26 protein-coding genes are annotated in these 26,945 nt (G+C 41.1%); all 26 read left to right on the top strand.

Annotated elements, in window-relative coordinates:
* Positions 1–25 precede the first annotated feature (25 nt).
* The 26 genes from PTUN_RS13165 (at position 26) to PTUN_RS13040 (ending at position 26,940) form a co-directional block, all read left to right on the top strand.
* A complete protein-coding gene (locus tag PTUN_RS13165; RefSeq protein ID WP_009837415.1) occupies positions 26–1,135 on the top strand; it encodes a sensor histidine kinase in 1,110 nt (369 codons plus the stop codon).
* Positions 1,132–2,484, top strand: a complete 1,353-nt coding sequence (locus tag PTUN_RS13160; protein WP_009837414.1) for a sigma-54-dependent transcriptional regulator — start codon at positions 1,132–1,134, stop codon at positions 2,482–2,484. Before PTUN_RS13165 ends, PTUN_RS13160 begins: the two co-directional genes overlap by 4 nt.
* Positions 2,485–2,672: 188 nt before the next feature.
* Positions 2,673–2,996 carry a flagellar hook-basal body complex protein FliE gene (gene fliE / locus PTUN_RS13155; protein WP_009837413.1) on the top strand — a complete coding sequence of 108 codons (324 nt, stop codon included), beginning with the start codon at positions 2,673–2,675 and terminating at the stop codon, positions 2,994–2,996.
* 18 nt (positions 2,997–3,014) lie between these two features.
* Positions 3,015–4,739, top strand: a complete 1,725-nt coding sequence (gene fliF / locus PTUN_RS13150; protein ID WP_009837412.1) for a flagellar basal-body MS-ring/collar protein FliF — start codon at positions 3,015–3,017, stop codon at positions 4,737–4,739.
* Positions 4,732–5,763, top strand: a complete 1,032-nt coding sequence (gene fliG / locus PTUN_RS13145; protein WP_009837411.1) for a flagellar motor switch protein FliG — start codon at positions 4,732–4,734, stop codon at positions 5,761–5,763. Before fliF ends, fliG begins: the two co-directional genes overlap by 8 nt.
* A gap of 37 nt (positions 5,764–5,800) precedes the next feature.
* Entirely contained in the window at positions 5,801–6,637 is an 837-nt protein-coding gene (gene fliH, locus PTUN_RS13140) for a flagellar assembly protein FliH (RefSeq protein ID WP_009837410.1), read from the top strand.
* A 2-nt stretch (positions 6,638–6,639) separates the two neighbouring features.
* On the top strand, positions 6,640–7,968 hold the full coding sequence (gene fliI, locus PTUN_RS13135; RefSeq protein WP_009837409.1) for a flagellar protein export ATPase FliI: 1,329 nt from the start codon (positions 6,640–6,642) through the stop codon (positions 7,966–7,968).
* Positions 7,969–7,980: 12 nt separating this feature from the next.
* Positions 7,981–8,433, top strand: coding sequence for a flagellar export protein FliJ (fliJ, locus tag PTUN_RS13130; protein WP_009837408.1), 453 nt, complete (start codon positions 7,981–7,983; stop codon positions 8,431–8,433).
* 84 nt (positions 8,434–8,517) lie between these two features.
* A complete protein-coding gene (locus tag PTUN_RS13125) occupies positions 8,518–10,926 on the top strand; it encodes a flagellar hook-length control protein FliK (RefSeq protein ID WP_009837407.1) in 2,409 nt (802 codons plus the stop codon).
* Between the two features lie 65 nt (positions 10,927–10,991).
* Entirely contained in the window at positions 10,992–11,531 is a 540-nt protein-coding gene (gene fliL / locus PTUN_RS13120) for a flagellar basal body-associated protein FliL (protein ID WP_009837406.1), read from the top strand.
* A gap of 12 nt (positions 11,532–11,543) precedes the next feature.
* Positions 11,544–12,638, top strand: coding sequence for a flagellar motor switch protein FliM (gene fliM / locus PTUN_RS13115; RefSeq protein ID WP_009837405.1), 1,095 nt, complete (start codon positions 11,544–11,546; stop codon positions 12,636–12,638).
* 39 nt (positions 12,639–12,677) lie between these two features.
* Complete coding sequence (fliN, locus tag PTUN_RS13110; RefSeq protein ID WP_009837404.1) at positions 12,678–13,073, top strand: flagellar motor switch protein FliN; 396 nt, start codon at positions 12,678–12,680, stop codon at positions 13,071–13,073.
* A complete protein-coding gene (gene fliO, locus PTUN_RS13105) occupies positions 13,070–13,450 on the top strand; it encodes a flagellar biosynthetic protein FliO (protein WP_009837403.1) in 381 nt (126 codons plus the stop codon). The genes fliN and fliO overlap by 4 nt, the downstream gene beginning before the upstream one ends.
* Position 13,451: 1 nt before the next feature.
* On the top strand, positions 13,452–14,195 hold the full coding sequence (gene fliP, locus PTUN_RS13100) for a flagellar type III secretion system pore protein FliP (protein ID WP_009837402.1): 744 nt from the start codon (positions 13,452–13,454) through the stop codon (positions 14,193–14,195).
* 2 nt (positions 14,196–14,197) lie between these two features.
* Positions 14,198–14,467 carry a flagellar biosynthesis protein FliQ gene (fliQ, locus tag PTUN_RS13095; protein WP_009837401.1) on the top strand — a complete coding sequence of 90 codons (270 nt, stop codon included), beginning with the start codon at positions 14,198–14,200 and terminating at the stop codon, positions 14,465–14,467.
* A gap of 3 nt (positions 14,468–14,470) precedes the next feature.
* Positions 14,471–15,250, top strand: a complete 780-nt coding sequence (gene fliR, locus PTUN_RS13090) for a flagellar biosynthetic protein FliR (protein ID WP_009837400.1) — start codon at positions 14,471–14,473, stop codon at positions 15,248–15,250.
* 16 nt (positions 15,251–15,266) lie between these two features.
* On the top strand, positions 15,267–16,397 hold the full coding sequence (gene flhB, locus PTUN_RS13085; protein WP_009837399.1) for a flagellar biosynthesis protein FlhB: 1,131 nt from the start codon (positions 15,267–15,269) through the stop codon (positions 16,395–16,397).
* Positions 16,398–16,488: 91 nt separating this feature from the next.
* Positions 16,489–18,600, top strand: a complete 2,112-nt coding sequence (flhA, locus tag PTUN_RS13080) for a flagellar biosynthesis protein FlhA (RefSeq protein WP_009837398.1) — start codon at positions 16,489–16,491, stop codon at positions 18,598–18,600.
* A 19-nt stretch (positions 18,601–18,619) separates the two neighbouring features.
* On the top strand, positions 18,620–20,035 hold the full coding sequence (gene flhF, locus PTUN_RS13075) for a flagellar biosynthesis protein FlhF (protein ID WP_009837397.1): 1,416 nt from the start codon (positions 18,620–18,622) through the stop codon (positions 20,033–20,035).
* Positions 20,028–20,885, top strand: a complete 858-nt coding sequence (locus PTUN_RS13070) for a MinD/ParA family ATP-binding protein (protein WP_009837396.1) — start codon at positions 20,028–20,030, stop codon at positions 20,883–20,885. Before flhF ends, PTUN_RS13070 begins: the two co-directional genes overlap by 8 nt.
* Before the next feature lie 46 nt (positions 20,886–20,931).
* Positions 20,932–21,615 carry an RNA polymerase sigma factor FliA gene (locus tag PTUN_RS13065; RefSeq protein ID WP_009837395.1) on the top strand — a complete coding sequence of 228 codons (684 nt, stop codon included), beginning with the start codon at positions 20,932–20,934 and terminating at the stop codon, positions 21,613–21,615.
* 45 nt (positions 21,616–21,660) lie between these two features.
* The gene (gene cheY, locus PTUN_RS13060; protein WP_040643650.1) at positions 21,661–22,044 is read left to right on the top strand and encodes a chemotaxis response regulator CheY; all 384 of its coding nucleotides are present in this window, start codon (positions 21,661–21,663) and stop codon (positions 22,042–22,044) included.
* A 17-nt stretch (positions 22,045–22,061) separates the two neighbouring features.
* A complete protein-coding gene (locus tag PTUN_RS13055; protein WP_009837393.1) occupies positions 22,062–22,832 on the top strand; it encodes a protein phosphatase CheZ in 771 nt (256 codons plus the stop codon).
* A 16-nt stretch (positions 22,833–22,848) separates the two neighbouring features.
* Positions 22,849–25,029 (top strand): chemotaxis protein CheA, encoded by a 2,181-nt coding sequence (locus PTUN_RS13050; RefSeq protein WP_009837392.1) that lies wholly within the window; start codon positions 22,849–22,851, stop codon positions 25,027–25,029.
* Between the two features lie 20 nt (positions 25,030–25,049).
* On the top strand, positions 25,050–26,180 hold the full coding sequence (locus PTUN_RS13045) for a protein-glutamate methylesterase/protein-glutamine glutaminase (protein ID WP_009837391.1): 1,131 nt from the start codon (positions 25,050–25,052) through the stop codon (positions 26,178–26,180).
* On the top strand, positions 26,173–26,940 hold the full coding sequence (locus tag PTUN_RS13040) for a flagellar motor protein (RefSeq protein WP_009837390.1): 768 nt from the start codon (positions 26,173–26,175) through the stop codon (positions 26,938–26,940). Before PTUN_RS13045 ends, PTUN_RS13040 begins: the two co-directional genes overlap by 8 nt.
* Positions 26,941–26,945 lie beyond the last annotated feature (5 nt).

The following is a 26,945-nucleotide window of genomic DNA, read 5'->3' as shown; positions in this document are numbered from 1 at the left end:
CTTAGTCAGTTGAGTTAGAGATATTATGGCCTTAGCACATGTTTATCGAAATGATTTTAATCCCAACCAATACAATCCGTGTTTGTTGCAAGAAGCCTACATTGGTGAGCTCAGTGAACTGCGCCAGCAAGCAAGTTGGTTAAGTCATCTAGTTGATACTTTGCCTGCAGGCGTCATAGTACTTGATGGCCGAGGTATGATTGCTAAAGCGAATCAAATAGCCATTAGTATGCTCGGTGAGCCTCTTGAAGGTGAAAAATGGCTTACTGTGATCCAGCGCTCTTTTAATCCAAGACAAGATGATGGCCATGAGGTGTCATTACGTGATGGTCGACGCGTTAAACTTGAGATTTCAGCACTGTCACCAGAGCCTGGCCAACTGATTTTAATGACAGATTTGACAGAAACAAGGCGCCTACAAGAACGGCTTGCTCATATGCAGCGCTTAAGTGCGTTAGGTAAGATGGTGGCGACATTGGCACATCAAGTGCGCACTCCGCTATCTGCGGCCATGCTCTATGCAGCTAACTTAGGCAATAAAGCACTTACAGGTGATGCTAAAACCAGTTTTCATAGCAAATTAATGTCGCGACTAAAAGATTTAGAAACCCAAGTGAATGACATGCTGCTATTTGCCAAAAGTGGCGAACAGCAAGTGGTCGAAAAACTGTCTTTGCAGCAATTATTAAGCGAAGTAAAACTTGGATCGGAAGCGATGATGAATCTCAATCACGCACAATTAATTATTGAGTTACCAGAGCCAGACATTGAAATTACCGGTAACAAAACGGCCCTTGCTGGCGCCATTGGTAATTTAATTCATAACAGTGTGCACATTATTGGCAAAGGCGCACAAGTTGTTTTATCGGCAGCGCGGGATCCTAGCATCGAAAATGGTGTTGTGATTTCTGTCAGTGATAATGGTCCAGGTGTGCCATTAGCCTTACAACAGAAAATTTTTGAACCTTTTTTTACTACTCGAAGCCAAGGCACCGGTCTTGGTCTTGCGGTGGTTAATTCTATAGCAACAAGTCATCAAGGGCGGGTGAGTTTGGTAAATAATCCAAATAAAGGTGCCACGTTTAATATCCATATACCCGTATTCCCAACAGCCGATTTATCGGAGGAATCATGAACGAAAATACGATTTTAGTCGTCGAAGATGATGCTGGTTTACAAGAGGCATTAATCGATACGCTTGAACTGGCAGGCATTCATTGTATTGCTGCCGATTGTGCTGAAAATGCTTTAATGGCCCTTAAAAAACATAAAGTCTCGTTAGTCGTGAGCGATGTACAGATGGGTGGCATGTCGGGCATTGATTTACTTAAAAGCATCAAGCTTAATTATCCAGACCTGCCAGTATTGATGATGACGGCCTATGCCACAATTAACGATGCGGTTGAAGCCATGCGCTTAGGTGCGATTAACTATATGGCTAAACCTTTTGCGCCAGAAGTATTGCTCAATATGGTAAGTCGGTATCTTCCTGAAAAAGAAAAAGAAACCGACGGGCCTGTGGTCGCTGACCCAAGCAGTATCGCGTTATTAGAATTGGCGCAAAAAGTTGCTCGCTCAGATGCCAGTGTGATGGTAATGGGGCCAAGCGGTTCAGGCAAAGAGGTGCTCGCTCGCTTTATTCACGATCATTCAGCTCGGGCTGACGAGGCTTTTGTTGCGATAAACTGCGCGGCAATTCCGGAAAATATGCTCGAATCAACCTTATTTGGTTATGAAAAAGGGGCATTTACTGGCGCTATTCAAGCGTGCCCAGGTAAATTTGAACAAGCGCAAAAAGGCACCATTTTACTTGATGAAATCACCGAGATGGATTTAAGTCTGCAAGCTAAATTACTTCGCGTGCTACAAGAGCGCGAAGTGGAGCGTTTGGGCAGTCGTAAAATTATTGAACTGGATGTTAGAGTACTTGCAACCAGTAATCGCGATTTAAAACAGGCGGTTGCCGATGGAGTATTTCGCGAAGATTTATATTATCGCTTAAATGTATTTCCACTCGAGTGGCTGCCTCTGAAAGATCGTCCAGAAGATATTTTGCCATTAGCAAAACATTTAATTGAACGTCATTGTCAAAAATCAAAAACGCTGGCACCGACCTTAACGCAAGCCGCAGAAGATAAGTTATATCTGCATGAGTGGCCAGGTAATGTGCGTGAGCTTGATAATGTGATCCAACGCGCTTTAATTTTGCAGCATAATGGCATTATTGATGAAGATGCAATTTATCTCGAATGTTTAAGGCCAAAATTAGTCAGTGCCACTGCCACGCCATTGACTGTAGAGAGTAATAACAATGGCAGTTTTAAAGACGAGCTGAAAGATCAAGAAAATAAAATTATTTTAGAAACTCTTGAAGCGTGTCAGGGCAGCCGTAAAGACGTTGCCGACAAACTGGGCATCAGTCCAAGAACACTGCGTTATAAATTAGCTAAAATGCGTGATGCCGGTATTGCAGTGCCAGGCTAAGCGTCATAAAAAAGACACAATGCGAAATTACAAAGAAGCCAGCTTAGCTGGCTTCTTTGTTGTCAATAATCTGTCAGCTGTAATTAAATGCCAAAATCTGAATGTAAGCTTTTGTATTTAAATGGTTAATTAAGTTGGTATGATGTTTGCTTTTGAAGAGTATAGTTGGATATTCTCAAGAGATTAAAATGAACATATCAGGCAATTCACTGTTACAAGAAATGCAATCAATCGCGATGGAAGCGGGTCAAAATGTTTCTAATCGTTTACCTACCGCACCTTCTTCAAGTGCCGATTTTAGTAGCTTACTGCGCAATGCAATTGATACGGTGAGCGAGCTTCAACAAGATGCAAAAACTAAAGTGACCGCAGTTGAAATGGGCGACCGCCGAGTCTCGCTAGCTGAAGCTATGATTGCATCTGAAAAATCATCTGTTGCATTTGAGGCTACGGTACAAGTACGTAATAAACTTGTTGAAGCCTATAAAGATATCATGAATATGCCTGTCTAGGTGTGATGGAGTAAAACTGTGACGCAAGATAATCAATCAACTGATCTCGCACTAGCCAACTCGGGTGGAATGATCTCAAGTGATGGCCCAAGCGATTCAGAACAGGAACAAAAATCAGGCTTTCTTGGTGCGCTAGGTGGGGTTGATGTTTTACGTCAAGTGACGCTCATTATTGCTTTGACCATTTGTGTGGCCATTGCTGTATTCATCATTATTTGGGCACGTCAGCCAGATATGCGCCCGCTTGGTACTATGCCAACTGATGAGCTAATTCAAACTCTCGATTTTTTAGATGCACAAAAAGTGGATTATAAACTCGAAGGTAATACCATTTATGTACCAGAAACAGGCTATCAAAATATTAAGTTGATGATGGCACGTGAAGGATTAGATCAAGCTCCTAATTCTGGTACTGATATCTTAATGCAAGATATGGGATTTGGTGTTAGTCAACGCCTTGAACGTGAACGTTTAAAACATAGCCGTGAACAACAGTTAGCTCGTACTATTGAAGAGCTACAAAATGTTGTTCGTGCAAAAGTATTATTAGCCCTTCCAAAAGAAAACGTATTTGCTCGCCAAGAAAAATCACCATCAGCGACTGTGGTTTTAACCCTTAAACGTGGCCGAATTTTAAATGGTGAAGAAGTTGATTCTATTGTTGATATTATCGCCTCAGCAGTACAAGGACTAGAACCAGCTCGTGTAACTGTGACAGATCAAAATGGTCGCTTACTCAATTCAGGCTCACAAGATTCACTCGCTGCCCGCTCACGTAAAGAATATGAAGTGGAGCGTAAACGCGAACAAGAATATATCGAAAAAATCGATTCAATCATGATCCCCGTTGTTGGGCTTGGTAACTATACTGCCCAAGTTGATTTAGTGATGGATTTTAGCTCGGTCGAAGAAACTCAAAAGCGTTATAACCCAGATTTACCTGCGGTACGCAGTGAAATGACCCGCGAAGAAAACAACATTGGTGGGTTAGCTGTGGGTATTCCAGGTGCATTGTCTAATCAACCACCGGTTAATTCAGCTATTCCAGAAAAAGCAGGCCAAGGCAGTGCATCAAACAGTGCGCCAAGTCGTAATCAAAAAGAAGCGACCCGAAATTATGAGCTCGATACAACTATTTCACACAAGCGTCAACAAACTGGCGTGATCAGACGTATTAGTGTCTCAGTGGCAATTAACTATAACAGCACCGCCGGTGCCGATGGTGCTCAGGCCACTCGCGAGCCGCGTAGTCAGCAAGAATTATCAAATATTCGTCGTTTACTACAAGGTGGTATTGGTTTTGATATGCAACGTGGCGATGCCCTTGAAGTGGTCACCGTTCCCTTTGTTCAACCTTATATTGAAGATGTCGCTGAACTACCAATGTGGGAGCAACCCTGGTTCTTTAAAATTGCTCGTTTAGTGATGGGCGCATTAGTCATTATCGTCTTGATTATCGCTGTTGTAAGACCGATGCTTAAGAAACTTATCTACCCAGATGATACGCTTGAAAGTTATGATGATGATGCAATGAGCTCAGGGGTTGATATTGGTGATAGTACACTGGATATGCTCAATCAAACATTTGATGAATCAGCCGTTGGTTTCTCAGCAGATGGTACTTTACAGTTACCAGACTTACATGGTGATGAAGATTTACTTAAAGCGGTTCGTGCACTGGTAGCAAATGAACCTGAACTATCCTCTCAAGTAGTTAAAGCATGGTTGACTGAAGATGACTGATAAAGAAGCTAAAAAAGGGTTTGATGTTGATAAACTCGATGGCGTAGAAAAAGCCTCCATCTTGTTATTGAGTCTCTCTGAAGAAGATGCTGCGCAAATTCTGAAACATTTAGAACCTAAACAAGTACAAAAAGTGGGTATGGCGATGGCGAGTTTGTCTGATTTAAGTCAAGACAAAATTAGCGCGGTACACCGTTTGTTTATAGAACAAATTCAAAGCTTTAGTACAATTGGTTTTCAATCAGAAGAGTTTATTCGTAAAGCACTTACTGCCGCATTAGGTGAAGAAAAAGCGGCTAACTTGATTGACCAAATTATTATGGGATCGGGTGCTAAAGGTCTTGATTCCTTAAAATGGATGGATTCAAAACAAGTAGCAAACATTATTCGTAATGAGCATCCGCAAATTCAAACCATAGTATTGGCATATTTAGATCCGGAGCAATCAGCGGAAATTATTTCCCAATTCCCTGAAAAAGTGCGTTTAGATTTAACAATGCGAATCGCTAATTTAGAAGAAGTACAACCTGCTGCGCTGCAAGAATTGAATGAGATCATGGAAAAACAATTCGCAGGTCAAGCGGGTGCACAAGCGGCGAAAATGGGCGGCTTAAAAGCTGCTGCAGACATCATGAACTACTTAGAAACTAATATTGAAGGCCAGTTAATGGATTCAATTCGAGAACATGATGAAGAAATGTCGCAGCAAATCCAAGACTTAATGTTTGTATTTGAAAACTTAATGGACGTCGACGACCGCGGAATTCAAGCTATTTTACGTGATGTTCAACAAGATGTATTAATGAAAGCGATTAAAGGCGCTGACGATAATCTGAAAGAAAAAATTCTTAAAAATATGTCAAAACGAGCAGCCGAAATGCTGGCTGATGATCTGGAGGCCATGGGCCCAGTGCGGATCAGCGAAGTAGAAGCGGCACAAAAAGAAATTTTATCAGTCGCAAGACGATTAGCCGATTCAGGTGAAATCATGCTTGGTGGCGGTGGTGGTGAGGAATTCTTATAATGACATCGGTTAATGTTAGTTGTTTTGAGTACGGACTATGAGTACGCGCTTTTTAAAAGGTCATGCAATTCAATCAGAAGAAGCGGTTCGAGAGCTGCTGAAAAACTGGCCGGTACCTGAGGTGCAAGATGAACGTCATAATTTAAAAGGGCGTTCTACAGCATTTGGCACACCGATGGAGTTACAGTATCAAAACAAACCTAAAGTCGTCACTCAACCTGAGCCTGAAATTGAGCAAGAGGTTGCGCCGTTAACCTTACAAGAAATAGAACAAATTCGCCAAGATGCATTTGATGAAGGCATGACACAAGGTCACGCCGAAGGGTATGCTATTGGTCTAAATGAAGGTAAATCCGATGGTTTAAAACTGGGGTTTGATGAAGGTTCTGAGCAAGGGAAAGAGCAAGGACTTGAGCTGGCTAAACCCTTGGTGGATGAAAAGTTACAGGCATTACAAGCACTAATCGATTCATTGCATAAACCGCTACGCGATTATGATGAAACGGTTGAACAGCAGTTAGTTCATCTAGCTGTTGCGCTTGCTGAGGCCATTGTATTTACAGAGGTTAAAACAAATCCTCAAGCGATTTTAGCGACGCTTAAGCAGTGTATTGATGCATTACCTCACAATACCCCAGAGATTGAATTACAGCTTAATCCAGAAGATTTGGAGCTAGTAGAGCAAAGTTACGGTGCCGAAGAAATAGCAAAACGTGGCTGGTATTTAAAAACTGAGCCAAGTATTGCCAAGGGCGGTTGCATCGTTAAAACACCTAATTCTTCAATAGATTACACAGTTAAATATCGCATCAGTGAAACCTTGGATAGTTTTTTGCATAATTCAGGAATCGACCGTCAAAAACACGACGAATAAGCATGCAAAACTCGGCTTTACCAGACAAGATTTCTCAATATCAAAAACATATCCGTAAAGTGCCACCTGCTGTTGCAGGTAGCCTCACTCGGGTTGTGGGGCTTACTTTAGAAGCCAGAGGTGTTAAAGCCCCTGTTGGCAGCCAATGTCAAATCGAAACATTAAACGGCTTTATTGATGCCGAAGTGGTCGGTTTTAATGGTGATGTTCTCTATCTGATGCCCAACGATGCACTCTCGGGTGTATTGCCTGGTGCTCGGGTTATTCCACAAGTTAAAGAAGCCGGATTACCTGTCGGCATGAGCCTGCTTGGCCGAGTCGTTGATGGCCTTGGTCGTCCAATCGATGGATTAGGGCCAATAAAAGCCGAAAAGAAACTTAAATTTGCGCAAAATGCCATTAATCCACTTGCTAGGCGAGCTATTACTCAGCCAATGGATGTGGGCGTGCGCGCCATTAATGCCGTTATCACCGTAGGTCAAGGTCAGCGAATGGGCCTTTTTGCGGGCAGCGGTGTCGGTAAGTCGGTCTTACTTGGCATGATGACCCGAGGAACGTCTGCCGATGTGATTGTGGTTGGCCTAGTTGGCGAGCGTGGTCGAGAAGTAAAAGAGTTTATTGAAGAAATTTTGGGTGATGAAGGGCGCAAACGCTCAGTTGTAGTTGCCGCTCCTGCTGATGCATCGCCCTTAATGCGTTTAAAAGGCTGTGAAACAGCTGTTACAATTGCAGAATACTTTCGTGATCAAGGGTTAAATGTTTTATTGCTCCTTGATTCGGTCACCCGTTATGCCATGGCGCAGCGCGAAATTGCCCTTGCGGTTGGTGAGCCCCCTGCAACCAAAGGCTATCCACCATCTGTTTTTGCTAAATTACCTGCCTTGGTTGAACGTGCCGGCAATGGCGGCAAAGGGCAAGGTTCAATTACTGCCTTTTTTACGGTGTTGTCAGAAGGTGATGATATGCAAGACCCCATTGCTGATGCAGCCCGAGCGATTCTAGATGGCCATATAGTCCTTTCGCGTGAACTCGCTGATAGTGGTCATTACCCCGCAATTGACATCGAAAAATCAATTTCACGGGTCATGCCACAAGTTGTTTCTGAAGCGCATATGCAACAAGCCCGAGTATTAAAGCAGGTTTATTCTTTATACCAACAAAACAAAGACTTAATTACTTTGGGTGCTTATCAAAAAGGCGCAGATCCTATTTTAGATAAGTCGATTTCGATGATGCCGATGGTGAATGGCTTTCTACAGCAAACTATGAAAGAAGTCATTCCGTATGACGAATCCTTAAGTGGATTAGCACGTTTACTAGGGCAAGCTTGAGGAATGTAAATCATGGCAAGCAAACAGTTAGGTTTAGTACTAAAAATCAATAAAGATCAAGAAGAAGCGCGCCGTGCTGAATATCTTAAAGCACAGCAATATTTGCTCGAAAGCCAAACTAAATTGACTGGATTATCGGATTTTCGTCTTGATTATATGAAACAGCTACACGAGCGAGGAAAGCAAGGGCTTGGTAGTGATAAATTTAATCAATTTCAATTGTTTATTGCTAAAATTGAGTCGGCAATGGTGCAGCAGAATCAAGTAATTAATACCGCAAAACAAGTGGTTGAGCAGCGAAAATCATTGTGGCTAGCGCAGCAAACAAAAACATCTGCAATTGCTAAATTAATTGAAAAACAAGATGTGAAAATTCAGCAAAAATTACAAAAAGATGAACAGAAAATGTTAGACGAATACAGCACTAATGCGTTTATGCGTCTTAAAAAAGCAACATTGGTCTAAAAATTGCTAATAATTTCTTTAGCGCCTGCTGAATAAAAACAGCATTAAGTTCGGTGTGTTGACTGGGAATTTTTGGGGTGAAATATGGCGAGTGTTGAAAACAGCTTAAATTTAGCGATCAGTTTTGATAAAAAACAGTCTTCAGAACAACTTGAGGGCAGTGAAAGTGAATTTTCATCACTGTTTTCAGAAACGCTTGATAATACAGCTCAAGTTTCTCAAGTAAAAAAGCATGAGCCAGCAGTGTTGGTTTTGGCTAAAAATAAAGAGGCGTCAAACTCAAATAAACAGAGTTCCGAATTGGCAACAGAATTAACAGCCAATGATGACGCAATTAACGCATCAACACCGCTTTTAGCTGAAGAGCAAACGAAAGAAAAAACAATTGAACTAGCTGCAGAAAAAGCAGTTGAAGCGTCAGATAATCCTGCTGTAAATGCGTTGTTTAGCCAATTGCAACATGCAGCGACAGCTGTAATTGATGTCAAAATATTTAAAGAAAACTTTGGTATGGACCCCAATCAAGGCGGTCAAATTTCAACGCTTGAGCCTGAAAATAGCGAAGGATTAAGTACATCAGTCGATAAATTAGCTGCGTTAAATCGCAGTTTTACTCTCACACCATTGAGCCAAGTAGCATCAGGGCACAATGCGGCAACCTCAGCTGATGAAGCTCTATTGACTGTGTCTTCTTCCTCAAGTTTATTAGCTGCTTGGCTTGGGCAATCTGTTGAAAAAACAGAGACAGCCGTTTCTGCTCAAGCTTTAGCAACCGATGAAATTAAATCTGAGATGTTAGTAAGTGATTTTGGGGATGATGCAAAATCCATTGAGTCTGAGCTCGATTTATCAAACAATGCAAAAATAGCTAAGAATATTGATTTAGACACCCTGTTAAAAACCCCCGCGTCGGCAATCCTTACGCCGGAATCTGGAAAGGTTGCCTCTGTAAATATTGAGCAAAAGACTAACAATGAACTTACTGTTGCTGCTAAACAAACGATGCAATCAGTCGAGCAGCGAATTCTTCAGTTAATGGAGCAGGTACATGATGATGGGATTACTGTTGCAACAGGTGAAAAATTAGCTGTAGGGCTTAATGCCATTAAAGGTGATGTCGAGCTTACTTTTAAGCCTGTAACATCGTCTAATGAATCAGTTGGACAAACAAAAGATACGGCAAAATTGTTAAGCGCATTAAGTGAATTGTTACCTCAAGTTGCCGCAGAGCTTAAATCAAGTAATACAGAGTTAGCTACGCCACTTGCAGAAATAGAAGCATTTGAGATTGAAGTTGCCAAGCTTCGAGTGCCGGCCTCGCAGTTAAGTGAGATTTCAGCAGTAATGAATAAACTTGGCGCTCAAGTGGATAAATTGGCTGGTGAACTTGGGCTTGATAAAAAAGTATTGCAAGATTTACTCGCTAAAATTACAGACATAGTTACCACAACAAGTAAAAATGTAACCGCAGAGCCCTTGGCCCTAAATGCGCCTGTATTAGCAAATGAATTGAATATTCGAGAGCTAAAAAAATCAGCTAATCCAGTATTACCTTTAGTCTCTAATTCATTAGATCAAGCAGGACAAACACGACAAAAAATCGACACGGCGTTAGGTAATCAGCCGGATCAGTTACGTTTAGAACCGACTGAATCGGCTTCTATTTCGACTTTAGCTAACGCAAAAAGCGTAGATGATTCAGCTAGGTTATCGCAAGCTTACACTTCTTCCTTAGCAAAAGGTGAGGTAGCTCTAGAGATGACGCCTAACACTGAGCAAGAAAATCAAAAGCTTGCTAAGAATTTAGCTATTAATGCTGAAGGCGAAGTAACGGCAAAAAGCAAAGAAGATATAAACGATGTCGATAAATTACAGCATGCAGCGCAAAAGTTAGTGCTTGGTTTGGTTGAGCGTTTAACACCTGAACAAAATAGTGTGTATCAACCTGCGTTAGCAACTCATGTAAATATTGAAAATGAAGCTAACATCAACAGTATTGGTAATATTAATCAATTAGTAACACAGCGCACGCAGGTTAATGCGCCAGCTCCAACAGAAGCTGTACCTTCACAAGTACTTAATATGTTTCGCAGTGAAGCAGCTAAAGAGCTTCATGATCGGGTGAGTGTTATGCTGAGCCTGAATAAACATGAAGCAGATATTCGATTAGATCCACCTGAGCTTGGCAGTATGCAAATTAGAGTGCGCAGTGATGCCGAGCAAGCTCAAATTAATTTTGTAGTACAGAATCAACAAGCCAAAGAAGCGCTGGAACAATCATTGCCTCGTTTAAAAGAAATGCTTGCTGAGCAAGGGATTAATTTAGGTGAAAGTAGTATTGAGCAACAAAACCAGCAAGGTAGTGAACAACAGCAAGGACAGCAGTCGCAAAGTCGGGATGAAAAGGCTTTTGGTGATGAAATAGTTCAAAGTTCAATCACAACCGCTCGAATTGCAAGCACTCGACCCGGTGGCGTTGATTTTTACGCATAACAATAATTGCTATTAGGCTGAATTCAAAGCAATAATATAGAAAGTCTAATTAACGAGATATCACCATGGCAGACGAAAAAGATCTACAAATAGAAGAAGGCGGCGGCAAAAGCAAAAAAATGCTGTTTATTATCATCGCAGTAGTCGTTTTAATTGCAGGTGGTGGCGGTGCTTTTTTTATGATGTCAGGTGATGATACACCCGCTCAAGAAGAAACCCTCGCTGAAAATGCCAGTGCCGATGGAGCTAAATCTGAAGCCGCAGATAAATCATCTGCAGAAATGGGCTCAGCCCTGTATGTTGGTATGCCAAGACCATTTGTTTTTAATGTTCCTGGTGCCAGTCGTGATCGTTTAGTGCAAATTAAAGTACAGCTATTAGTACGCGGTGATGTTAATGAAGAGGCTGCCAAAAAACACATTCCGTTGATTGAAGGCACTTTATTAAGTGTATTTTCAACCTCAAACGCTGATGAGTTAAGCACCAGTGCTGGCAAAGAAACATTACGTACCAAAGCGTTAAAAAATGTTCAAGATACTTTAACCGAAATAGAAGGAAACAAAGTAGTTGAACGGATATTATTTACTGGCTTTGTTATGCAGTAGTGAGGAGATAGGGTGAGCGATTTATTATCCCAAGACGAAATTGATGCCTTATTGCATGGTGTTGATGATGTTGATGAAGATGAAATAGATGATGGTGACGGGAGCGGTGGTTCCTCTGCCTCCCAATATGATTTCTCTTCTCAAGATCGTATCGTTCGTGGGCGCATGCCTACCTTGGAAATCGTGAATGAGCGATTTGCTCGCCATATGCGGATAAGCCTGTTTAATATGATGCGTCGCACAGCGGAAGTCTCAATTAACGGGGTGCAAATGATTAAATTTGGTGAGTATATCCATACTTTATTTGTGCCAACTAGTTTAAACATGGTGCGTTTTCGTCCGTTAAAAGGAACGGGGTTAATTACCATGGAAGCACGTTTAGTGTTTATTTTGGTAGATAACTTTTTTGGTGGTGATGGCCGTTACCATGCCAAAATTGAAGGTCGCGAGTTTACCCCAACCGAACGTCGTATTGTTCAAATGCTGCTAAAAATCATTTTTGAGGATTATAAAGAAGCTTGGGCACCTGTTATGGATGTCTCTTTTGAATACTTAGATTCAGAAGTTAACCCTGCGATGGCTAACATTGTAAGCCCAACAGAAGTGGTGGTTATTAGCTCTTTTCACATTGAGCTTGACGGTGGTGGCGGAGATTTCCATATTGCTTTACCTTATTCGATGCTGGAGCCTATTCGAGAATTACTCGATGCGGGTGTGCAATCGGATACCGAAGATACCGATTTAAGGTGGAGCAAAGCATTACGCGATGAAATTATGGATGTTGAAGTGGGTTTGTCTACTCGGATGCTTGAAGTTAAGCTTTCTCTTGAGCAAATAATGAATTTACAAGCTGGCGATGTAATTCCTGTTGAGATGCCAGAGCACATTACCGTATTTATCGAAGATTTACCGACTTTTAGAGCGAAAATGGGTCGCTCGCGTGACAATGTTGCGCTTCAGATCAGCGAAAAAATTAAACGGCCAGATTCAGTTAAATCAGAAATGCATGTCTTTACTAAAGGTGGCAAAAAACTTGATTCCGATGCCGAACTTGAGCAGTTAGAAGAAGATTTACATCTATCTTCAGGTATTAATTTAGATTGGTAGACAAGCCTATCTAGCAGTGAATTATTAAGGTGAAATAGTATGAGTGATGACCAAGATACCATGGACGAATGGGCAGCAGCCCTTGCTGAGGCCGATGAAGTTGAAAATCAAGATGTTGAGGTTGCTGAGCTTGAAGAGCTATCAAATCAGCCTGCTGAAATAACGCAAGAAGAAAAAAGAAAGCTCGATACCATTTTAGATATTCCCGTTACTATTTCGATGGAAGTAGGGCGTTCAAAAATAAGTATTCGTAATTTACTACAATTAAATCAAGGTTCTGTGGTTGAGCTTGATCGTGTTGCCGGTGAGCCGCTAGATGTACTGGTCAATGGTACTTTGATTGCTCATGGTGAAGTTGTAGTGGTGAATGATAAATTTGGTATTCGTTTAACGGATGTAATAAGCCAAATTGAACGGATCAAAAAACTACGATGAAATTAAAAGCTGCGCTTTTTATCTCGTTATTCAGTGCACCGGCGTTGGCTGAAACCACGCCAGTGCAAAGCTTAATGTCCGTTGCGCTGTCTTTGGGCTTAGTTATTGTTATTATTGTAATTTTGGCTATGTTAGTAAAACGCCTTAATCCTCATGTTGCAAGCCAAGATGAATTTAAAGTCGTCAGGACTATTGCATTAGGTACTCGAGAGCGCTTGTTAGTAATTGAAATTGATAATAAACAGCATCTACTTGGGGTCACACCTCATAATATTAATTACCTTTATGAGCTTCAAGAACCGTTAACAGCCAAAGAAATGCCAGTGTTGGCCAAATCATTTAGTCAGTTATTAAATCCAAATAATAAGAAAACATAATATGATCAAGTGGATTATCTTAATTGCTCTGTTTACTCTTTCACCGAGTTTGAGCGCTGAACAAGGGTTACAAGCGTTAACGGTCACCACTAATGCTGATGGCACACAAGATTACTCGGTGTCCTTACAAGTATTAGCAATAATGACGGCCCTAAGCTTTATTCCTGCCGCAGTGATTATGATGACCTCTTTTACTCGTATTATTGTGGTATTGGCCATCTTGCGCCAAGCGATTGGTTTACAATCAACGCCTTCAAATCAAGTATTGGTTGGGATGTCTGTTTTTATGAGTATTTTTATTATGGCGCCTATTTACCAACAAATTCATGAGGCTGCGATTGATCCCTACTTAAAAGAAGAGCTCACATCAATACAAGCACTTGAAAAAGCAAAAGATCCGTTAAAAACCTTTATGCTTAGACAAACACGTATTTCTGATTTAGAAACCTTTGCCCAAATTGCTGGTTTAGAGAAGTTAGATAAGCCTGAGGATGCACCTTTTATTGTGGTTATTCCTGCATTTATAACGAGTGAACTTCAAACTGCTTTTATTATTGGCTTTATGTTTTTTATTCCATTTCTAATTGTAGATTTAGTGGTTGCCAGCGTATTGATGGCGATGGGTATGATGATGCTCTCGCCAATGATAGTTTCGTTGCCATTTAAAATTATGCTGTTTGTACTCGTTGATGGTTGGAGCCTAGTTATGGGCACCTTAGCGAAGAGTTTTGGCTTAGGGGGCTAGCTATGCAACCTGAAGTATTTGTTGGTATATTGAGTAATGCACTGTTTTTGGTGATAAAACTCGTCGCCGCGATTATTGTGCCGAGTTTAATTGTTGGTTTAATTGTTTCTGTTTTTCAAGCCGCGACCTCCATTAATGAGCAAACATTAAGTTTTTTACCACGTTTGATTGTGACTTTATTTGCATTGATTATTGGCGCACATTGGTTGACCCAAGAGCTAATGGATTTTTTCACCGGTTTGGTGATGAGTATTCCAGAGGTGGTGGGTTAAAAGATGGAGTTTCCCCTTGCCATAATTATGCAGTGGATGGCAGATTTTTTACTGCCACTGACTCGTATTTCTGCCATGTTAATGGTGATGGTAGGGATTGGGGTGCGGACAGTTCCCACTCGCATTAAAGCGGCTTTGGCTGTTATGGTAACTTTAGTCGTCATCCCCGTTTTACCTCCTGCTGAATTTACTAATCTATTCTCGTTTGAGATGGTGCTGGTGGTATTACAGCAAACCTTAATCGGTGTTGCGATGGGATTTGCATCGGTATTAATGCTCAATACGTTTGTGATGGCTGGTCAATTACTGGCAATGCAAAGTGGTTTAGGTTTTGCAACTATGATTGATCCAACAAATGGGCAAAATGTGCCAGCGGTTGGCCAGTTTTATCTTATTTTAGCAACCTTACTGTTTTGGACTTACGATGGGCATTTGATCATGGTCAAAATGCTAGTATTAAGTTTTACCACCATTCCAATTGATGGCAATTGGTGGCATGTCGCTAATTTTCGCGAAGTTGCCGTTTGGGGGGGCTGGTTATTTGCCACCGCACTGGTTTTATCTTTGGCACCGTTAACCGCCATGCTCATTACTAGTATCTCATTTGGTGTAATGACACGAGCCGCTCCTCAGTTAAATATTTTCTCTATCGGTTTTCCATTTACCTTGATGATGGGCTTAATCATTATTTGGGCCACTATGGGTAATTTTGTGGTGCAGTTTGATTTTCAATGGCACAAAATGTTGGAATTGATGTGCAAACTCACAGCGTGCTCTCCTTAGGAATGTGGTGACTTAAATGGCTGAAGGCTCAGATCAAGAAAAAACCGAAGAACCTACGTCCAAAAAACTTGAGGATGCGCGTAAAAAAGGGCAAATCGCGCGCTCAAAAGAAACCGGCACTGTAGTGGTGCTGATCATGTCTGCTATTTCACTGATTATTTACGGCCCTGAAATTGGTATGGGTCTGAAACGGGTAATGGCCCGTTTACTTGACTTAAATCGTACCGAAGCTTTTGATACTACAAAAATGTTTGCTGTGTGGGGCGATATAGCTAAAGAACTTTGGTTTGGCATGACGATGTTTGTCTTAGTTATTTTGGTTGCCGCATTTATCGGAAATACTTTTTTAGGTGGGTTTAATTTTAGTTGGTCTGCAGCGGCTCCTCAGGCTAATAAATTATCGCCCGCGAAAGGATTAGTAAGAATGTTCGGCCCGCAAGCGGCCATTGAGCTGTTTAAAGGGCTACTTAAGTTTTTATTGGTTGCAGTTACTGCGGTGCTACTAATTAAATTTTATTTTTATGAAATATTACACCTGAGTTTAGAAACTGCGCCCAGTAATATTCAGCACGCACTAACTATGTTGGCTTGGATGTTTTTAGGGTTGTCGTGTACCTTGATTTTAGTCGCCGTTGTTGATGCACCCTTTCAGCTTTGGAATCACAATAAGCAGCTTAAAATGACTTTGCAAGAGGTCAAAGACGAATACAAAAACTCTGAAGGTGATCCGCAAATTAAGGCTCGTATTCGTCGAACTCAGCGTGAAATGTCACAGCGAAGGATGATGCAAGATGTCCCTGATGCAGATGTGATTGTTACCAACCCGACCCATTATTCTGTTGCACTTAAATATGATACTGATCGTGCGGGGGCACCTATTGTGCTTGCCAAAGGTATAGATGAAATAGCACTGCAAATCAGAAAGATAGCTAAAGAGCATGATGTGCCAATTTTAGAATCTCCAATGCTGACGCGGTCTTTATTTCATACCACAGATATTGGCCAGCAGATCCCTGATCAATTATTTATCGCGGTAGCACAAGTGCTTGCTTATGTTTATCAGCTCAAGCAATTTAGTAAAGGCCGAGGAAAACGGCCTAAAAAACCATCAGCTCAACCGCCAATTCCAGATGAACTAAAATATTAACCTATTGTTTTGTAATTGTTATTTTTATTTTTAGACTTGGAATGATTATTGCTTTTCACCACTAGTGTCAAATTTTTGAAATTAGTGGTGTATGAATTTCCAAGCCGTATTAGCCCAAATTAATAAAGATAAAATGGATTACCTTCGTGGGGTTGGCACGCCAATTTTAGTGCTCGCTGCTTTGGCGATGGTTGTTTTGCCTATTCCTCCAATTCTGCTTGATACCTTATTTTCATTTAATATCGCACTCGCTCTTGTCGTTTTATTAGTAACTGTTTACACCATGAAACCGCTCGATTTTGGTGCCTTTCCAGCTATTTTGCTGATTGCAACTATTTTGCGTTTAGCCTTAAACGTGGCCAGTACTCGTGTGGTATTACTTGAAGGTCATAACGGAGGCGATGCTGCTGGGCAAGTAATTGAAGCATTTGGCTCGGTGGTGATGGGTGGTAATTATGTTGTTGGTTTTGTTGTCTTTTTAATCCTAATTATTATTAACTTTGTGGTAATTACTAAAGGTGCAGGACGTATTTCTGAAGTAACCGCACGTTTCACCTTAGATGCAATGCCGGGTAAACAAATGGCGATTGATGCTGATTTAAATGCGGGGTTCATTACTGCAGAGCAAGCTCGTGAGCGACGCAACGAAGTAACCCGTGAAGCAGATTTTTATGGTTCTATGGATGGTGCGAGTAAATTTGTAAAAGGTGATGCCATAGCAGGTATCGTCATTTTATTAATTAACATCGTAGGTGGTTTATTTATTGGCATGATCCAACACGATTTGCCATTCAAAGTCGCTATGGAGGTGTACACCCTTTTGACCATCGGTGATGGCCTAGTTGCGCAAATTCCTTCTTTATTACTTTCGATTGGCACAGCGATTATTGTTACTCGTCAAAATGAGTCACAAAACATGGGTGACCAAGTAAAACGCCAATTAGGGAATGAAAAACCATTATTTATCACATCAGGTATTTTAATCATGATGGGCCTAGTGCCTGGTATGCCTCATTTGGCTTTTTTATCACTAGGAGTATTGATTGGTTATGGGGCTTATTTAGCTCAGCAAAAGGCGATTAAAGAGAAAGAGGCCATCGCTAAAGGTGAATTAGTTCCAACAGCTCAAGGTGAGCGCAGCACTTCACCTCAAGAACAAAAAGAATTGAGCTGGGATGATGTTTCTCAAGTCGATGTGATTGGCTTAGAGGTTGGTTATCGTTTAATTCCACTGGTTGATCAAGCCCAAGGTGGTGAGTTATTAAGCCGGATTAAAGGGGTTCGAAAAAAGCTTTCTCAAGAACTCGGATTTTTAGTCCCTCCGGTGCATATCCGCGATAATTTAGAACTCGACCCTAATGTTTATCGCATTACTTTGATGGGAGTTGCTGTGGGTGAGGGGGAGCTTAAACACGGCAATGAGCTTGCAATTAATCCAGGCCAAGTATTTGGACCTATCTCTGGTATTGCGACGAAAGACCCTGCCTTTGGCTTAGAAGCCGTGTGGATCTCTCCAAATCAAAAAGATGAAGCACAATCATTAGGTTACACAGTTGTTGATGCGGCTACAGTGGTTGCAACTCATATTAGTCAGTTATTACACAATAATGCGTCATTATTATTAGGTCATGAAGAAGTACAGAACCTCCTCGATATGTTGACGAAGAGCCATCCGCGTCTTGTTGAGGGATTAGTACCGGATGTATTGCACTTAACTACCATAGTAAAAGTATTGCAAAATTTACTTAATGAGGGGGTGCCAATTCGCGATATGCGCTCAATTGTACAAACCCTTGTTGAGTACGGTCCAAGAAGCCAAGATCCTGATGTATTAACGGCTGCAGTGCGAATTTCACTAAGACGACTCATAGTTCAAGACATTGTTGGAGCAACCGTTGAAATCCCTGTCATTACATTGGCGCCTGAGTTGGAACAGATGTTGCATCGTTCACTTCAAAATGCAGGTGACGAAGGTGCCGGTATTGAGCCTGGACTGGCTGAGCGCTTACAGAATTCATTAACTGTAGCGCATCAGAATCAAGAAATGGCAGGCGAACCTTCAATATTGTTGACGTCAGGAATGCTTAGAACAGTCTTGTCACGTTTTGTTAAGCATACATTACCAGGATTAAGGGTGATGTCTTATCAAGAAGTGCCAGATGAAAAGCAAATCAAGATTGTCAGCTCTGTAGGTCAACAATAGACAGGATTAAGGGGTTTTTATGAAAATTAAACGGTTTTTTGCCAAAGATATGCGCACAGCTCTTAATGAAGTAAAAGAAGAGCTTGGCGCAGATGCGGTGATCATGTCTAACAAAAAAATGGCCAATGGCGTTGAGATTGTTGCTGCTGTTGATTACGACAGAACACCAGTAAAAAGCAGTGTAAATAATGCTGCCAGATCACCACTTTCAGAGCGTGAAGCAACACAAGCACAGGGCATGCAAAGTCAGTTTGTACGCCCGCGTCCTATGCAGGCTCAAGCTGAGCCTGAAGCTAAAATGGCTGATAGTTTAGAAGCCTTGCTTAACCGTCAAGCAACTAAACCTCAATCTTCCACGTTATCAAGCATGTTAGAAAAACAACAAAAAGTATCAACATCGCATTGGTATAAAGGCCCAGAGGAAGACGAGTTAGTATCTGAACCAAAAAAAGCAGCAGAAAAAAGCAGTGAATTAAGAACGAAAACTGATCCTAGAAATGATGCTCAAATCAAAGCAATGCGAGATGAAATGTTCGCTATTCGTCAATTACTCGAGCATCAAGTATCAGGCTTAATGTCACAGGATTTAGCGCGTAAAGATCCAACGAAGGCCTATATGGTCGACCGTTTAAAAGGTATGGGCATTAGCAGCGAAGTAGCAGAGCAAATGGCTTGCTTTATCCCTGATGATGTTTCTGAGAAAAAAGCATGGCAAGCTTTGCTTGAAATGGTACAAAGCCAACTTTATACCAGTAACAACGAAATTTTGCGTAACGGCGGTGTATTTGCGTTAGTTGGACCAACAGGTGTCGGTAAAACAACCACAGTTGCAAAACTTGCGGCTCTTGGTGCTCAAAAATTTGGCGCTGACAAAATAGCATTAATAACAACAGATACTTACCGTATTGGGGCTTATGAGCAGCTTGCAACTTATGGCCGTATTATTGGTTGTCCAGTTAAGCAAGTAAAAGACGCAAACGAATTAGCAGAAATGCTTTATCATTTAAGAAATAAGCGTCTAGTATTAATTGACACAGCAGGTATGAGTCAACGAGACTTACGTTTAACTGAGCAGTTGAATACCTTAATGAAAAATGCCAGAGTGGATATTCGCAGCTATTTAGTACTCAGTGCCACAGCACAGCATGAAGTGTTACAAGAAACAGTAAAACACTTCAAAAAGGTACATCTAAGTGGTTGTATATTCACAAAACTTGATGAATGTCTAAGTTTAGGAGAGATTATTAGTATAGCGATTCAAAATCGCCTCCCAATAGGGTATCTTACTAATGGTCAACGAGTTCCTGAGGATATTCGTGTGGCAAATGCAGAAAAATTAGTAAAAAAGGCTGAACAACTGTTCGCAAAACGTGCAAACACGCAATTTAAAAGACATCCAAACTTGGAGTCTCATGCAGTAGGGATGTATGATTAATACAGTTTTAGATCAAGCAAGTGGCCTGCGGAGAATGAATCAAACAAATCAAGCTGTGAAAGTAATCGCAGTGACAGGCGGAAAAGGCGGCGTAGGTAAAACTAACGTCTCGCTCAATATGGCAATCGCTATGGGACAGCAAGGCCAAAGAGTACTTGTCCTTGATGCTGACTTAGGGCTTGCTAATTGTGACGTTATGCTCGGACTTCGAGTGGAGCGTAACTTGTCTCACGTATTATCTGGTGAATGTGAGCTTGAAGATATTTTAGTTGAAGGACCTCATGGTATTCGGATTGTACCAGCCTCGTCAGGTTCACAGAATATGGTGGAGTTATCTCCTGCTGAGCATGCTGGCCTTATTCGTGCTTTTGGTGAACTCAATGCTGATTACGATGTATTAATTGTTGATACTGCAGCGGGTATTTCGGATATGGTATTGAGTTTTTCCCGAGCAGCGCAAGATGTACTTGTGGTTGTTTGTGACGAGCCAACCTCTATTACCGATGCCTACGCATTAATAAAGATTTTAAGTCGTGAGCATGGTGTCTATAAATTCAAAATTGTAGCCAATATGGTGCGCAGTTTACGCGAAGGGCAGGAGCTTTTTGCAAAACTATCAAAAGTAACCGATCGCTTTTTAGATGTGGCTTTGGAATTAGTGGCAACTGTGCCATTTGATGAAAATATGCGTAAATCCATTCGTAAGCAAAAAACGATAGTTGATTTATTTCCAAAATCACCGGCAGCCATCGCATTTAAAACACTTGCAGCCAAAGCTGCAAAATGGCCTATTCCAAATCAACCTTCAGGGCATTTGGAGTTTTTCATCGAAAAATTAGTAAATCGCTGAGGCCTAGTGAGTGAGTAAAGTTTCCGGCTACAGTAATGCTGAACAGATGACCAACCTGATTGAAAGACATGTTTCTCTGGTCAAAAGAATAGCTTATCACCTGCTTGCTCGTTTACCTGCGAGTGTTCAGCTTGATGATCTAACTCAATCAGGCATGATAGGTTTGATTGAAGCAGCAAAAAACTTTGATGGTACAAAAGGTGCCAGCTTTGAAACGTATGCTGGGATCCGTATCCGTGGGGCGATGCTTGATGAGATTCGTAAAGGCGATTGGGTACCTCGTTCTGTTCATAAAAACGCCAGAATGGTTGCTCAAGCTACAGCAGAATTAGAAGCGGAGCTAGGTCGAGAAGTAAAAGACGTAGAAGTTGCTGAAAAACTTGATATTACGCTTAATGAATACCATGATATTCTTAATGATGTAAACAGTGGTAGGATTATTGGGATTGAAGATTTAGGTGTGGATGAAGATGTGTTGCATAGCGACGATCAAGTACACGCTTTTGATTCACCTTTTAATCATACACAAACAGAAAAATTCAATCTTTCGTTGGTTGAAGCAATAAAAAGTCTACCTGAGAGAGACGCACTCGTTTTATCACTTTATTACAATGATGAAATGAATTTAAAAGAAATTGGACTTATCCTTGAGGTTAGTGAATCAAGAGTAAGTCAGATACATGGTCAGGCAATGGTTAAGCTCAAAGCTAAAATCAGTGGCTGGATTTAATTAAGTATTTTGTGAATTTGGTTTTAAACCTCACTGGAGGATGTTTTGGATAAAAACATGAAAATTCTTGTGGTAGATGATTTTTCAACTATGAGAAGAATCATTAAGAATCTGCTAAGAGACCTAGGCTTTACTAATGTTCAAGAGGCAGATGACGGGAGCACCGCATTACCAATGCTGCAAAATCAAGAGTTTGATTTTGTGGTAACTGATTGGAACATGCCAGGTATGCAAGGTATTGATTTATTAAGAGCAATTCGTGCTGATGATAAATTAAAGCATTTACCGGTTTTAATGGTTACTGCAGAAGCGAAAAAAGAACAAATTATTGCAGCAGCGCAAGCGGGTGTAAACGGCTACATTGTTAAACCATTTACCGCAGCTACGTTGAAAACAAAACTGGATAAAGTGTTTGAGCGTTTAGGTTAAACAGGAAGGAGAGCTTCATGTCAGCCAACGCTGCGCTTCACATTAACCTTGATCAAGCAAGGCACCTTGTTGCATTGCTCGAACAAGGAGAACAAGAACAAGCTAATGATTTCTTAATGGAATTGACAGCAGAGGGGCAATCAGAGCTCTTTGCTGAAGTTGGTAAGTTAACTCGGCAATTGCATGATTCTTTAAAAAATTTCCAATTTGACGATAAAATTTCCGAATTAACCAAAGAATCAATTCCAGATGCTAAGCAGCGATTAAATTATGTCATGGAAATGACTGAGCAAGCTGCTAACAAGACTATGGATGCGATTGAAGCCAGTTTACCACTTGCTGACAAATTAAGTGATGATATCACAAAGCTTAAGCCCTCTTGGGATCGTTTGATGTCACGCGACCTACAATTAGGCGAGTTTAAATTACTGTGTAAAGAATTGGATGATTTTATCCAAAGCACTCAATCTAATACCGATCAATTGCATGGTTTAATGACGCAAGTGCTTATGGCCCAAGATTACCAAGACTTAACAGGGCAGGTTATTCGCCGAGTGATTGAGCTCGTTAGAGAGGTTGAAGATAGTTTAATCTCTATGTTGACAGTGTTTGGTTCACCAGTTGAAGGTCAAAAAGCTGTAGAAGAGAAAAAAATAGAGGCAACTAAAGTTCATAACAAAGAACTCGATCAAGTTGCGGAAGGGCCAATTATTGATGCTGCTGAGCGAGATGATGTGGTTTCGGGTCAAGATGAAGTTGATGACTTATTGTCAAGCTTAGGCTTCTAAATGGGAGAACAGCTGCATGAGCTTTGAAGTTGATGAAGATATTCTGCAGGATTTTTTAGTTGAGGCTGGAGAGATTTTAGAGCTCCTGTCTGAACAATTGGTTGAATTAGAAAATAATCCCGAAAATACTGATTTATTGAATGCTATTTTCCGAGGCTTTCATACTGTAAAAGGCGGTGCAGGCTTTCTCTCAATGACGGAGCTTGTTGATGCTTGTCATGGGGCTGAAAATATATTTGATGTATTGCGTCAAGGTAAAAGAAGCGTTACGCCCGAACTTATGGATGTAATTCTTCAAGCGCTTGATACGATAAATGAAATGTTTGCAAAAATTCAGAATCGTGAACAACCTGATCCAGCATCACCAGAGTTACTCGAAACCTTACATAAATTAAGTAAACCAGCATCAGATAATGACTTTGTTGTTGCTCCAAGTGCTCCTGTTATAGAGGAGCCTGTTGCAAGCGAGCCTGCCCAGGATGAGTTTGATGACATCTTTTTTGGTGCGGATCCAGTTGATGAGCCTGAAGTAGCCAGTGATTCATCTGGTGGTATTGATGATATTACTGAAGATGAATTTGAAAGTTTGCTTGATGAACTTCATGGTTCAGGTAAAGGACCTGCTGTTGTTGAGAAGCAAAGTGCTTCTAATAACGATGATATTACCGATGATGAGTTTGAAAGTTTATTAGATGAATTACATGGCTCTGGCTCATTTGGTGCTGTTTCAGCTGACGCACCTAAAGCAACTCCTGCACCAGTAAGTCATTCAAAGGCAAGCTCTCAATCGGATGAAGAGATCACCGAGGATGAATTTGAATCATTATTAGATGAATTACATGGTGCTGGCGCTGCCCCAAAAGCAGTTGCAAGTACTCCTGCAGCAAACCCAAAAGTTGAGACTAAACCTCAACCGGCGGCAAAACCTGCTCCGGTCCCCGCAAGTAAAGCGCCTGAACCAGTCGCCAAGGCTCCGGTTGCTGCTGCAAAAGCACCAGCCCCAAAACCTGCGGCACCGCAAGCTGAAACCACTGTTCGTGTTGATACTAAACGTTTAGATCAAATCATGAATATGGTGGGAGAGTTAGTTTTAGTACGTAATCGCTTAGTAAGTCTTGGAGCTACAGTTAGTAGCGAAAGTATGAGTAAAGCGATTTCTAATTTAGATGTTGTTACTGCTGATTTGCAAGGCGCAGTAATGAAAACGCGTATGCAGCCAATTAAGAAAGTTTTTGGTCGTTTTCCGCGTGTTGTTCGAGATTTAGCTCGCAGCCTTCGTAAAGACATTAATTTGTTATTAGTTGGCGAAGAAACAGATTTAGATAAAAATTTAGTTGAAGCACTTGCTGACCCACTCGTGCATTTAGTTCGAAACTCAGTTGATCATGGAATTGAAATGCCAGATGTGCGAGAAGCTTCAGGCAAATCTCGCACCGGTACTGTTACCTTATCTGCCTCTCAAGAAGGCGATCACATCCTACTGAAAATTGTAGATGATGGCGCTGGGATGGATCCAGAAAAGCTTAAAAGTATTGCGGTTGGTAAAGGTGTAATTGATGCAGATGTTGCTGCTCGTTTATCAGATACTGAAGCATATAATCTTATTTTTGCTCCAGGTTTTTCTACTAAAGAAGAGATTTCTGATATTTCAGGCCGTGGTGTAGGCATGGATGTGGTGAAAACCAAGATTACCCAGTTGAATGGTTCAATTAAAATTGAATCACAAAAAGGGGTTGGAACCACTCTTGAAATCAAAGTACCGCTTACCTTAGCAATTTTACCAACACTTATGGTCATGGTTGGACAACAAACATTTGCACTTCCATTAGCTGGAGTTAGTGAGATTTTCCACCTAGATCTTACCAAAACCAATTTAGTTGATGGACAGTTGACTATCATAGTGCGTAAGAAAGCAATTCCATTATTTTATTTAGAACGATGGCTAATTCGCAATTATGTCCATGATGAGCGTAAACGTTCGCAGGGTCATGTCGTTATTGTCCAATTAGGGACACAACAAGTTGGTTTTGTTGTTGATTCGTTAATTGGTCAAGAAGAAGTAGTGATTAAACCATTGGATGCGTTATTGCAAGGTACACCTGGAATGGCAGGTGCAACAATTACTTCTGACGGTGGTATTGCATTAATTTTAGATGTTCCTAGCATGCTAAAACATTATGCTGGTAAAACTAAATAATCATAAAAAGAGACCGTAATATGGCGATAAAAGTATTGGTTGTTGATGATTCGAGCTTTTTTCGCCGTCGAGTCAGTGAAATTATTAATGAAGATCCTGATCTCGAAGTGATTGGTACGGCCAATAATGGTAAAGAAGCTGTTGAACAAACAGCTTTGTTAAAACCTGATGTGATAACCATGGATATTGAGATGCCAGTACTTGATGGTATCAGCGCCGTGAAACTTATCATGCAGGCAACGCCAACACCCATCTTGATGTTTTCTTCGTTAACTCATGCTGGAGCTTCTGCAACGTTAGATGCGTTAGATGCTGGAGCATTGGATTTCTTACCGAAAAAATTTGAAGATATTGCTAGAGATAAAGAAGAGGCAACTCGGCTTTTACAGCAAAAAGTAAAAGAGATTGGTCGTAGACGAATTTCTCGTTATGTGAGGCCTGCTCCTGCTTCTACCTTGATGAGCTCTACATCAGCAAGAGCATCTAATTTACGACAACCTGATCGTTCATTTGCACCTTCACGAGCATCTGAAAATAAAAGTACTGATACTGATATCAGAGCGTCAGGTAAAAAATATCAATTAGTAGCTATTGGTACTTCAACTGGTGGACCGGTAGCATTACAGAATATTTTGACTCAGTTACCACAAAACTTTCCTCATCCCATTTTGTTAATTCAGCATATGCCGGCCGCATTTACACCAGCTTTTGCATCAAGGCTTAACTCATTGTGTAAAATTGAAGTAAAAGAAGCGCAAAATGGAGACTTACTGAGACCCGGTGTTGCTTATCTTGCTCCAGGTGGAAAACAAATGTTAGTTGAAGGTCGAGGCTCAGGCCAAAAGCTACGTATTTATGAAGATGATAATGCTCGGGTAACATACAAACCAAGTGTAGACATCACCTTTGCGAGTGCTGCAAAAAGTTTTGGTAATAGCGTGTTGGCTATTGTTTTGACTGGCATGGGGGCTGATGGCCGTGAAGGGGCTCGGATGCTCAAGCAAGCTGGCTCGAAGATTTGGGCTCAGGATGAAAAATCGTGTGTGGTTTATGGCATGCCTCAGGCCGTAGCAAACGCAGGATTATCTGAAGCAAGTATTGCACTTGCAGATGTAGCATCACGAATAAATCGAGAAGTGGGTTGTGGATAGACTCTCCTTTTTTGGGATTTTAATTGCGCTGCTTGCCATAGGGATTGGCTATAAGATTGAAGGCGGTTTAGTTGCTAGCTTAATTAATTTTCCGGCTTTGTTAATTGTACTGGGTGGCACATTAGGTGCGGTGATGCTGCAATCTCCTTCGGCACAATTTTTTTGTGGTCTAAAGATGTTTAAGTGGGTCTTTGTTCCGCCAAAACATCGCGTTGACGAAGGTATCTCTAAAATAAAAAACTGGTCGCAAAAGGCTCGGCAAGACGGTTATTTATCGCTTGAAAAAGAAGCACTTGCAAGTAAAGAGCATTTCATCAATAAAGGTTTAAATATGCTTATTGATGGCGTTGAAGCTGAACAATTTCGCTCTGCAATGGAGATTGAATTACTATTTCAACGTGAGAGTTTATTAAAGTCCGCAAAGATATATGAAGCTATGGGCGGGTACAGTCCTACAATCGGTATTCTAGGTGCTGTTTTAGGTTTAATTCAGGCTATGAGCTTTATAAAGCAACCTGAAATGCTGGGTGCAGGTATTGCGACAGCATTTATAGCGACTATTTATGGTGTTGGTTTTGCCAACTTACTCTTTTTACCTATTGCAAATAAATTACGTTTTTTAATTGAACAAAAAATGCTTTATAACGAGTTATTAGCTGAAGGTATGCTAGCTATTTTACAAGGCGATACACCTCATAGTATCGAGTTAAAACTGTCTGCGTTTAAAATGGAACGCCATTACATAGATTCACACCTTTAGGCTTA

Origin of the sequence: Pseudoalteromonas tunicata (assembly GCF_002310815.1) — a bacterium.
GTDB classification, from domain to species: Bacteria; Pseudomonadota; Gammaproteobacteria; order Enterobacterales; family Alteromonadaceae; genus Pseudoalteromonas; species Pseudoalteromonas tunicata.
The sequence above is the reverse complement of the archived record's forward strand: the minus strand, read 5'-3'. Positions and strand labels throughout refer to the sequence as shown.